This is a genomic window from Synechococcus sp. R6-7, assembly GCF_047461695.1.
Lineage (GTDB): Bacteria > Cyanobacteriota > Cyanobacteriia > Thermostichales > Thermostichaceae > Thermostichus.
Genome location: NZ_JANSHS010000242.1, coordinates 1 through 10,424, shown reverse-complemented (window position 1 = coordinate 10,424; position 10,424 = coordinate 1). Strand labels below are relative to the sequence as shown.

General features: G+C 59.3%; 9 protein-coding genes. 8 read left to right on the top strand and 1 reads right to left on the bottom strand.

The annotated features are described in order from the left end of the window. Nucleotides 1–204: 204 nt before the first annotated feature. From rplI to glmS, 8 genes are all read left to right on the top strand, one after another. Entirely contained in the window at nt 205–669 is a 465-nt protein-coding gene (rplI, locus tag NW815_RS07780) for a 50S ribosomal protein L9 (RefSeq protein ID WP_414329820.1), read from the top strand. Nucleotides 670–847: 178 nt separating this feature from the next. Then, entirely contained in the window at nt 848–2,623 is a 1,776-nt protein-coding gene (gene dnaB, locus NW815_RS07775; protein WP_414387877.1) for a replicative DNA helicase, read from the top strand. A gap of 130 nt (nt 2,624–2,753) precedes the next feature. Continuing rightward, nucleotides 2,754–3,650 (top strand): universal stress protein, encoded by an 897-nt coding sequence (locus tag NW815_RS07770; RefSeq protein WP_414387876.1) that lies wholly within the window; start codon nt 2,754–2,756, stop codon nt 3,648–3,650. Nucleotides 3,651–3,697: 47 nt separating this feature from the next. Next, on the top strand, nt 3,698–4,531 hold the full coding sequence (gene larB, locus NW815_RS07765) for a nickel pincer cofactor biosynthesis protein LarB (RefSeq protein WP_414387875.1): 834 nt from the start codon (nt 3,698–3,700) through the stop codon (nt 4,529–4,531). Nucleotides 4,532–4,791: 260 nt separating this feature from the next. Beyond that, entirely contained in the window at nt 4,792–5,679 is an 888-nt protein-coding gene (locus NW815_RS07760) for a TerC family protein (protein ID WP_414387874.1), read from the top strand. A gap of 204 nt (nt 5,680–5,883) precedes the next feature. After that, nucleotides 5,884–6,690, top strand: a complete 807-nt coding sequence (locus NW815_RS07755) for an ABC transporter ATP-binding protein (protein WP_414355855.1) — start codon at nt 5,884–5,886, stop codon at nt 6,688–6,690. Next, entirely contained in the window at nt 6,690–7,913 is a 1,224-nt protein-coding gene (locus NW815_RS07750; RefSeq protein WP_414387873.1) for an MlaD family protein, read from the top strand. The genes NW815_RS07755 and NW815_RS07750 overlap by 1 nt, the downstream gene beginning before the upstream one ends. Nucleotides 7,914–8,047: 134 nt before the next feature. Further along, nucleotides 8,048–9,895 carry a glutamine--fructose-6-phosphate transaminase (isomerizing) gene (gene glmS, locus NW815_RS07745; protein WP_414351842.1) on the top strand — a complete coding sequence of 616 codons (1,848 nt, stop codon included), beginning with the start codon at nt 8,048–8,050 and terminating at the stop codon, nt 9,893–9,895. Here glmS and NW815_RS07740 read toward each other — a convergent pair. Continuing rightward, nucleotides 9,856–10,424: heavy metal-responsive transcriptional regulator (locus NW815_RS07740; RefSeq protein ID WP_414415870.1), on the bottom strand; the 569-nt coding region annotated here is incomplete at its 5' end. The two genes, glmS and NW815_RS07740, sit on opposite strands and share 40 nt — an antisense overlap.

Genomic DNA, 10,424 nt, shown 5'->3' with positions numbered 1-10,424 from the left:
CAGGCTAGGGTGAGACGCCTGGGCTATTGAGAAAAGCCTTCTTCCCCCGTACATTATTGCTCCGTAACGCTGACGCGACGGCGCGACCAACGTTCTAGGTGGGGGTGCAGTGTCCTGGTTTGAATCGAAATGACCATAAGCTGACAATGGCTCTACTGAGCCTCTAGAATGGAAGGCTGTCGAGAAAATGAAGTGCCTTCCCCGATGTCGAAACGTAACATGCAGGTTGTGCTGCGCCAGGCGATCCCAGGGCTGGGCAAGCCCGGAGAGATTGTCAACGTCAAGCCCGGCTATGCTCGCAACTACCTCTTCCCGCGGCAGATGGCGGTGCGGGTTACCCCTGGCATATTGAAAGAGCAGCAGATGCGTCTGGAGCAGGAAGCGGCTCGTAAACTGGCAGAAAAACAACGGGCGGAAAACTACAAGACCGCTCTGGAGACCATTGGTCGCTTCGTCATCCGTAAGAAAGTGGGAGAACACGACCTCCTATTTGGGCAGGTGACCACCAGCGATATTGCTGAGGTGGTGCTGGCTACCAGCGGTCTAGATATCGACCGCCGCAACATTCTCCTCAACGAGGAAATCAAAAAAACCGGGGTTTATCCCGTGCAGGTAAAGTTACACCCCGAAGTTACCGCTACGCTGCGCATTCAGGTTACTCCCGAATGAGGACTCACCTTCGAGGATCCCTGAGTTCCCGTGAGGGATCCCGGGGTGAGTAGGGTTTTTGCCTTAGGCAACAAGCGGGTATGCTCAGCCTAGAGCTTGACCCGCCTGACGATTGGAGCTGACTGGCTGAGAGGCCGGTTGCCCTAGGGCTGGGTTGATTTTCCTATCCTGGCTTGTGGTGATCAGCGATTACGACTTAACGGGTGGGGATCGGCTTCCTCCTCAAAACATTGAAGCCGAGGAGGAAATCCTGGGGGGCATTCTCCTCGATCCGGATGCGTTGGTGCGGGTCGCGGAGTTTCTGCGACCAGAGATGTTCTACATCTCTGCCCACCAAGAGATTTACCGGGCCGCTCTCCAACTGCACAGCCAAGGGCAGCCCACCGACCTGATGACTGTGTCTGCTTGGTTGGCGGATCATCATCTTCTGGAGCGGGTGGGAGGAACAGGGGCGATCCGTCGTCTGCTGGAGCAAACCGTCAGCAGCGTCAACATCGACCAGTATGCTCGCCTGGTGATGGATAAATACATGCGCCGCCAGTTGATCCAGGTGAGCAATACCTTGGCTCGTTTGGCCTACGATACCAGTCAGCCCCTGTCTCAGGTGATGGATCAAGCCGAGCAGCAGGTGTTTGGCCTCACCCAAGAGCGAGTGCAGCGTAGCCTCATCCCGGCTTCTGAGGTTTTGGTCAATATCTTCTCGGACTTGGAAGAGAAGTTCCAAAGCGGGGCACAGCTTCCGGGGATCCCGACCAAATTCATCGACCTGGATAACTTGACCCAGGGCTTGCAGCGATCCGACTTGTTGATCCTGGCCGGTCGTCCCTCGATGGGGAAAACCAGTCTTGCCCTCAACATTGCCCAAAATGTGGCTGCCTATGCCAAGCAGCCGGTCGCTATCTTTAGCCTGGAAATGTCGAGGGAGCAACTGGTGCAGCGGCTTTTGGCCAGCGAAGCCCGCATCGACAGCAGCCGTCTGCGTTCTGGGCGCATCAGCGAACACGAGTGGCAGCGCCTGGGACAAGCCATTGGTTTTTTATCGCAATTGCCCCTGTTCATCGACGATACCCCCGACTGTACCGTTACAGAAATTCGCTCCAAAGCGCGGCGTTTGCAGGCGGAACAGGGGGGAACGTTGGGGATGGTGTTGATCGATTACCTACAACTGATGCAGGGATCCGCCGCCGACAACCGGGTGCAGGAGCTGTCGCGCATTACTCGTGGCCTCAAGGCCATGGCCAAGGAGCTGATGGTGCCGGTGCTGGTGCTGTCTCAGCTCAGTCGGGCTGTCGAGTCGCGCTCCGATAAGCGCCCGCAACTGGCAGACCTGCGGGAATCGGGCTGTCTGGCCGGGGATACGCAGGTGATGGATGTGGATCGCGGCAAGATCTGGCGGCTGGATCAACTGGCGGCCCTGCCGGCTGCGGCGGAACTGCCCCGCCTGCTCAGCTTGAACGGGCGCGGGCGCTTGGTGCCCCAACAGCCTGTGAAAGTGTTTTGCAGTGGTCGGCAGCCCACCTGTGTTCTGAAGACCCGCCTCAACTTTTCCATTCGCGCCACCGGCAACCATCCCTTCTTGACCCCAGACGGCTGGAAAACCCTCGACGAGCTGCAATTGGAGGAAGAGGTGGCGGTGGTAGTGCAGGAGGGGCTGATCTGGGATCCGGTGGTGTTCATCAGCGAGCCGGGGGAGCCTCAGCCGGTTTACGACGTCGAAATGCCCCGCCACCACAACTTCGTGGCCAACGGTCTGCTAGTTCACAACAGCATCGAGCAGGATGCCGATCTGGTGATGATGATCTATCGCCCGGAATACTACGATCCCAACACCAGCGATCGCGGCATTGCCGAGGTCATCATTGCCAAACATCGCAACGGCCCCACCGGTACCGTGCGCCTGCTGTTTGAAAGTCAGTACACCCAGTTTCGCAACCTGGCGGATCCCAACCGGTGAGCAACCGATGCCGAAGAGGGATCCGGAGCTGCTGCCTCAGGAACAACTCCACAAAGTGTTAGCTTAGGATCGCTGTGGGCCAAAGCAATGCTCTTGAGCCGGCTGCCCTCTCTCCTACTGCTCAAAACATATGTTTAAAAACGTGTTAATTGCCACCGACCGCCGAGATGGCCTGCAGCGTTTTGGCAAGTGTTTGGAAGATCTGCACAGCAACGGCATTGAGCGCGTCACCTTCGTCCGCAGCATGGATTGGCAGGAGGACGACATCGGCATTCCCGACGACATTACCCCCGAAGTCCAGGCGGAGCAGGCCCAGTTGCAGAAGCTGCTGAACCCGATCCCAGCAGGGTTGGAAGTCGAGGCTCTGGTGCAGGCGGGCAGGCCAGCCGATCTAATCCTAAAAGGCATCCAAACCTATGGCTCCGATCTGCTCATCACAGGCATGGGTACCCACAACCTGCTCGCCGAAAAATTGTTCGGCAGCACCACCATGACGCTGTTGCCGAAGCTGAAAATCCCCCTACTGGTGATGCGCCCCCAGCTGCTGGCTACCTTTACCCTGGAAGAATTGCGCTTGCGCAGCCGCCACCTGTTTCGCTGCCTCTTGGTGCCCTTTGACTTTGAGCAGCCGCGTCAGCAGTTGCTGAACCATCTCGGCCACCTGCTGCCCGGTACTTCCCAGTGCCAGACGCTTACCCTGCTCTACGTGGTGGATCCCAGCGCCCGCCGCAACCAAGGAACTCCGGTGGAGGTGCTCCAACGCAAAGCCGAGGCTAACCTGGCCCAGGTGCTTGAACCCCTGAGCGAGCAGGTGAAGCCCGTACAGCTGCGCACCCTGGTGCGGGTGGGATCCCCTCTCAAAGAGATCCTAGCTACTGCTGCCGATGAAGACATGACGGCCATCGCCACTGCCTCCCCCCACGTGGGCAGCTTCTGGGAGTGGTCGGTTCGCAGCCTCACCGGCGAGATTTTGCGGCAAAGTTGGCATCCGGTGTTGTTTTTCCCGCGCGGGTCTTTGGCCCAATAAATCCAGGCAAGATCCAAGCCGAGTGTTGCAGATTGAACTCACCTTCCATGAACCCCCCTTCCACGACAGCGCTGCAGGATCTGTTTCGGGCAGTCGCCCAAGGGAAGCTCACCCCAGAGCAAGCTCTGCAGGCCTATCGCTTTCTGCCCTTCGAGCCGGTGGGAGATTTCGCCCATGTGGATCACCACCGTCCCTTGCGCACGGGCTTTCCCGAAGCCGTGTGGGGGCCGGGCAAGACCCCAGATCAGATTGCCCAGATCCTGGAGCAACTCCACCAGCGGGGATCCCTGGCCTTGGCCACCCGCATCGAAGCCCAGGTGTATGCCGAGATCCGCAGCCGCTTGCCCCAGGCCCAGTATTCCGAGTTGGCCCGCTTGTGTTGGATCCCGTCCCAGCAGGTGGTCAGCCATCCTGGACAGGTCAGCGTGATCTCCGCCGGCACTGCCGACTTGCCGGTGGCAGAAGAAGCCGCCCTCACGCTGGAGCTTTCCGGGTTTCAGGTGAAGCGCCTCTGGGATGTGGGGGTGGCCGGGATCCATCGGCTGCTGCACAACTGGGCGGCCCTGCAAGCGGACGTGCTGATCGTGGTGGCGGGCATGGAGGGGGCCTTGGCCAGCGTGGTGGCGGGTCTGGCGGATTGTCCGGTGATCGCTGTGCCCACCAGCATTGGCTACGGGGCCAGCTTCCAGGGCTTGGCTGCCCTGCTCACGATGCTCAACTCCTGCGCAGCGGGGGTGGGAGTGCTGAACATCGATAACGGTTTCGGGGCGGCCATTCTAGCAGGCCAGATCCTGCGCTGTGGACAACGGCTGGCAGCTCGATTGCGTCCATCCGACCCCACTGAACACCCAGTAGAGGGCCACCAGATTTCAGAAAGTTAAGAATTGTAAATGAATCCTGAGCCAGACAGGCTATACTCAGGCCAGGGTTCAGGCCTGGATTTTTTCTTTCCCATCCTCCAGGAGGTTGAGGGTTTTGCCTCTGGTCACCCAAATGGTTCAATGCTTTTTTCAGGGGTATCTTTATCCGAAGATGGGGAGAGTTCCTACGCTGGTTAACTGCTGTGTTGGACTGACTGGGGCGGACAAAACGCGCGAATATGCTAATTGATGCAACACTTGTCAAAAATGCAACAGATGCGATGGGAGCGACCTTGATCCTGGCGCAAGGGATGACTCAGTCCTTCACCTGGACAGATATTTTCTTGGTGGCGGCTTTGGTGTTTTTGGAGGCCGCCCTCTCTGCGGACAACGCCGTTGCCCTAGCAGCTCTGGTGAAGCATCTGCCCACCCCCCAGCAGCAGAATCGGGCCTTGCGCTGGGGCATCATCGGCGCTTACAGCTTTCGCATTGCCATTGTCTTCGCGGCAGTTTGGTTGGTGGAGTATCCACCCGCACAGTTTTTGGGAGCCTGCTACCTGCTCTGGCTAGCCTGGCAGCACTTTCGGGGCGAGGAAGAAGGCCAAGAACAGGACATCACCCGCCACGCCAATTTTTGGCAGACCCTGGTGATGGTGGAACTGACGGATCTGGTTTTTTCTTTCGACAGCATCGCCGCTTCGGTGGGCGTCTCCCGCAAGGCTTGGGTAATCATCCTCGGCGGCATTCTCGGCATTACCCTGATGCGCTACATGGCTTCTCTGTTTTTGCGTTGGTTGGACGAGTTCTCTCACCTGGAAGACGCCGCTTTTGCCATCATTGCCCTGGTGGGGAGCACCATGTTGTTGGAGGTGTTTTTCCCCCAAATCGAGATCCCGGAGTGGGGGATGGTGGTGGCTGTGATCCCCCTATTTGTCTGGGGCTTCTCGCGGCGCGTGAAACTCCATTCGGAGCAGGATGAACAGCCGGAGCTGGCTGACGGAGAGAAGAGGGAAGAGAAAAGAGCAGGGGTTACAGACGAGATGGAGATCGTCCCCTCCGGTTGGGTGGCTGCCCTTGAGGAAGACCTCGCCCCTGAGCTGCAGAGCAGAGAGAATGGAGAGGAGAGGTACGGCTTGGGCCTATCGCCAGGGATCCCTGATCTGCCTTGATAGGGCTGTGGGCTGCTTCATTGCCTCGGCCCCTGCCGACTCCTAAACTAGCAGTGAAGCCGACTCAAGGAGGGAAGCATCCTGAGCCCCCAGTTTTGCTTGAAATCATTGGTCAAGTGCTTCAGAAGCAGCATAGACAGCCCAAAGGAGCAGCAGGCCGCGGAAAATAGGCTCCAGCCTTTGGCGAGGGCGGAGGTTCTGAGCATGCCAGCAGTGCAGAGCACTGCCCCCTTGGTGGAGCTGCGCCAAGTTTCCAAGCGCTTCGGCTCGACGGTGGTGCTTGACCACGTGGATCTGAAGGTGTACCGGGGTGAGGCCCTGGGCCTGGTGGGGCCTTCGGGCACCGGGAAATCGACGCTGCTGCGCATCATTGCCGGCCTAACGGAGCCAGACGCTGGAGAAGTGCTCTGGTGCGGGATCCCACTCCCGGAGATTCAAGCCCATCATGCAACTCCCCCTTTGCGAGTAGGGATGGTGTTTCAGCAGGCCGCCCTCTTCGACTCCCTGACGGTGGAAGAAAACGTGGGGTTTTTGCTCTACGAGCACTCGCAGTTGCCCCGCTCCCGTATTCAGGAATTGGTGGCCGCCAAGCTGGAGGCGGTGGGACTGGCGGGCAAAGAGCACAACCTGCCAGAAGAACTCTCGGGGGGGATGCGCAAACGGGCCAGCTTCGCCCGCGCCATTATGGAGGATCCTTCTCTGCCCCAGGATGAGCCCCAATTGCTGCTGTACGACGAGCCCACAGCGGGCTTGGATCCCATTGCTTCGACGGTGATTGAAGATCTCATTCGGGAGCTGCAGCAGGTGAAAAAAGCCTGTGAGAGCTACATTGTGGTGACCCACCAGCACAGCACCATTTACCGCGCCACCGACCGCATTGTCCTGTTGGCTCAGGGGCGGGTGCAGTGGGAGGGATCCGTGCAGCAGATTGAAACGTGCGATAACCCCTTTGTGCGGCAGTTTTTCAGCGGTAGCGTAGAAGGGCCAATTCAAGTGGCGGGGCAGGTGTGATGCGTTCGCGAGCAGTGCGAGAAGGGGCAGTGGGCCTGTTGATCCTGGCGGGGGCGCTGGGCTTTGCCGGCCTGTTTTTGTGGATCTACAACCTGCGCTTCGGCAGTCGCGGCTTTCAATTTACCGTCACCTATACCAACGTGGCCGGCCTGACAGAGGGATCCAGTGTGCGGCTGCGGGGGGTAACCGTAGGTCGGGTGGAGCGTATCACGCCTCAACCCAATCAAGTGGAGGTGCAGGTGGCCATTGACCAGCCTTTGGCTATTCCCCGCAACGCCCTGTTTGTAACCAAACAGACGGGGTTGGTGGGGGAAACGGTGATGGATATCCTGCCCCAGGGGAGGGGTCAGGCGGCAACGGGATCCCCTCTGGCAGCGGATTGCGACAGCAGTCAAATCATCTGCGATGGGGATGTGGTGGAGGGCAAACCTGGAGTGGATTTTGGCCAGTTATTGATCGGGCTGGATCAGTTGCTCACACGGATCAACGACGATGAGCTCTTCGACACCCTTAACGCCACCCTAGAAGGGCTCACCCGCGTCGCCAATAGCGTGGCCGATCTCTCAGAAACCGTGGAAGAGCGAGTAGCTGCCCTGCGCACCGAAGATCTGGACTTGTTGCAATTCACCACGGCTGCCACGGCCATCCAAGACGCGGCTGGAGCTGTGGGGGGAACCGCCCGCAGTTTGCAAGCGGCTGCCGATCAATTCACCGCCCTGGTGGATCAAAACCGCACTTCCCTTAACGCCGCCCTGGAGAACATCCAGCAGGTGAGCGCCGATCTCCAGGCCATGTCGAGCGCGGTGCGCCCGCTGGTTACCGATCCACAACTCCAGGCCGATGTGCGCCAGATCCTGGCCGAGGTGCGAGCGGCTGCGGAGAACGTGGCCCAAGCCACCGAAGATCTGCAGCAGATTGCCGCCAGCCTCAACGATCCGGGCACTTTAGCTACTCTGCGCCAAACCCTCGATTCCGCCCGCATCACCTTTCAGAATATGCAAAAAATTACCGCCGACATCGACGAGCTGACCGGGGATCCCCAGTTTCGCCGCGGCATTCGAGAGTTGGTATTGGGGCTGAGCAACTTGGTCTCCAGCGTCCCTGGGGAAGATGGGATCCAGCCCGCGGTGGCCGAAGGTTATCAGTTCCATTTTGCGCCCGTCTCTTTTGCCCAGGGGATTGTCTCTGGATCCCAAGGATGGCAGCCGCAGACTTCCCCATAAATTGGCAACCCGCTGAGGTGAACAACGTCGGCCAAAGCCGTTGAAGGGATCCCCAACCTGGGGTAGGCTTTGCGGATAAGGTGTTGCCTGTATTGCTACGCAACGCTGGCGCGACTGAGGTTGAGGTGTGAGGAATGTGTGGCATTGTCGGCTACGTGGGTTTTCAGTGGGCTGCCCCCATCCTGTTGGAGGGCCTGCGCACCTTGGAGTATCGGGGCTATGATTCTGCCGGCATTGCCACAGTGGATCCCGAAGAAGGATTGAGAGTTGTCCGCGCTACCGGCAAGCTGCACAACCTGCTGGTGAAGCTGACGGCCAACATGCCCACGGCCAAGGTAGGGATCGGACATACCCGCTGGGCCACCCACGGCGGCGTGACCGAAGAAAATGCTCACCCCCACTGCGACGAGCGCGGGCGCATTGTGGTGATCCAAAACGGCATTGTGGAAAACTACCTGGAGCTAAAGGAGCGTCTCCTGGAGCGGGGGATCCCATTCCGCTCCCAAACCGATACGGAAGTGATCGCCCAACTGCTCGGCCTCTATACAGAAGAGCTGGGCTCCTTTGAGGCGGCCTTTGGCCAGGTCATGGGGCAACTGCGGGGAGGAAACGCCGTAGTGGCTCTGGATCGGGAGGCGCCGGATCGGCTGATCGCAGCCCGTTTGGGCAATGCCGGAGCCGTGGTGGTGGGAGAGGGAGAAGGGGAAAACTTCGTGGCCTCCGATCTGCCTGCCATTGTCCGCCATACCCGCAAGGTGGTGTTCTTAGAAGATGGGGAAATGGCGGTTCTCACGGAGTCTCAAGTGCGCTACTTGCGCATTACCGGCGAGGAGCTGCGCAAATCCAGCATCACCGTGGCCTGGGATCCCGTCTCAGCCGCCAAGGGAGGCTACAAGCACTTCATGCAAAAGGAGATCTTTGAGCAGCCCCGCACCACCACCGATACGCTACGGGGGCGGGTGGATCTGGAACAGGGCCGGGTGACACTGGAGGGGCTAACGCTTTCTGAAGCGCAACTGGCCCACATTGAGCACATCCACGCCGTAGCCTGTGGTACTGCCTGGCACGCCTGCTGGGTGCTCAAGTACTTCATCGAGAGCTTGGCCCGTACCCCTGTAGAGGTGGATTACGCCTCTGAGTTTCGCTACCGCCAGCCGGTGTTGCGCCCCAACCACCTGTTGCTGGCCTTAACCCAGTCGGGAGAAACCGTCGATACGCTGGCAGCCATGAGCGAGGCCCGCACCCAAGGGATCCCGACCCTGGCGATTGTCAACGCCATCGGATCCCAGGCCAGCCGTCTGGCGGATGCCGGGGTTCTCTACATCCATGCCGGTCCGGAGATTGCCGTGGCTTCCACCAAAGTGTTTACCGGCATGTTGGTGGCGGGGTATTTGCTGGCCCTGCAACTGGCCCAAGCCAAAGGGATCCTCAGCCCGGCCCAGATCCAAGCCCACCTGCAAGCCTTGATTGAGCTGCCGGGCAAGATCAGCCTGATGCTGAAGGACGCCGCCCTCTACGACCAACTGGCGGAGCAGTACCATCATGTTGCCAACATGCTCTATCTGGGCCGCTGGGTTAACGCCCCGATTGCCCTGGAAGGAGCTTTGAAGATGAAAGAGGTGAGCTATATCCACGCCGAAGGCTACCCGGCAGGGGAGATGAAGCATGGCCCTATCGCCCTCATCGACGAGCGGGTGCCGGTGGTGTGCATTGCCACCCGGGATCCCGTCTACGAAAAAATGCTCTCCAACATCGAACAGGTGCGGGCGCGGGGGGGACGGGTGATCGCCCTCATCAACCCCGAAGACACCCAGGTGCGGGAGAAAGCCGACCACATCATCGAGGTGCCCAGCACGACACCCCTGTTGTCGGCGGTTCTGAACGTGATCCCCCTGCAGTTGTTCGCCTATGCCATGGCTTTGCGCCGCGGAGCCGATGTGGATCAGCCGCGCAACTTGGCCAAGTCGGTAACGGTGGAGTAACGGCTGTTGCCCTTGCCGCCCCTGGCCTCTGGTTTTTGCAAAATCGGGCAGATCACCTCTTTTTCATCAGCAGCCGCAGGGGGGATCTGCCAATCGGAGAGGAGACCTTGAATTTGGCTTTTCAGCGCTTGCAGATCGGCAATTCGCTGTTCAATCTCCTGCAGCTTGCCTTGCAGATGCTGGCGAATTTCTGGACAAGGCTGCTCCCCTCGGTCGTGGACATCCAGGATTTGGCGGATTTCTTCTAAGCTCAGGCCCAGGCTCTGGCAGCAGCGGATAAAGGCCAGACGAACCAAAACCGAAGGGTCGAACAGCCGATAGCTGGACTCCGCCCGTTCCACCGTTGGCTTCAGCAGGCCTATCGATTCGTAGTAGCGCACCGTGCGTACAGGCAAGCCGGCTGCTAGAGCCACCTGGCCGATCTTCAGGCTAGCAGACAAGTCTCGGACAGCAGCAGGATTCGACATGTCCCCAACTGGATCCCTGTAGATTTCTTCAGCGTGACATACTCCCACACTCATGCTGACGC

What these genes read in the sequence shown, in the direction of transcription:
- rplI (WP_414329820.1), top strand. Translation starts at nt 205, where the DNA reads ATGTCGAAACGTAACATGCAGGTTGTGCTGCGCCAGGCGATCCCAGGG.
- glmS (WP_414351842.1), top strand. Translation starts at nt 8,048, where the DNA reads ATGTGTGGCATTGTCGGCTACGTGGGTTTTCAGTGGGCTGCCCCCATC.
- larB (WP_414387875.1), top strand. Translation starts at nt 3,698, where the DNA reads ATGAACCCCCCTTCCACGACAGCGCTGCAGGATCTGTTTCGGGCAGTC.
- NW815_RS07750 (WP_414387873.1), top strand. Translation starts at nt 6,690, where the DNA reads ATGCGTTCGCGAGCAGTGCGAGAAGGGGCAGTGGGCCTGTTGATCCTG.
- NW815_RS07755 (WP_414355855.1), top strand. Translation starts at nt 5,884, where the DNA reads ATGCCAGCAGTGCAGAGCACTGCCCCCTTGGTGGAGCTGCGCCAAGTT.
- NW815_RS07770 (WP_414387876.1), top strand. Translation starts at nt 2,754, where the DNA reads ATGTTTAAAAACGTGTTAATTGCCACCGACCGCCGAGATGGCCTGCAG.
- NW815_RS07760 (WP_414387874.1), top strand. Translation starts at nt 4,792, where the DNA reads ATGGGAGCGACCTTGATCCTGGCGCAAGGGATGACTCAGTCCTTCACC.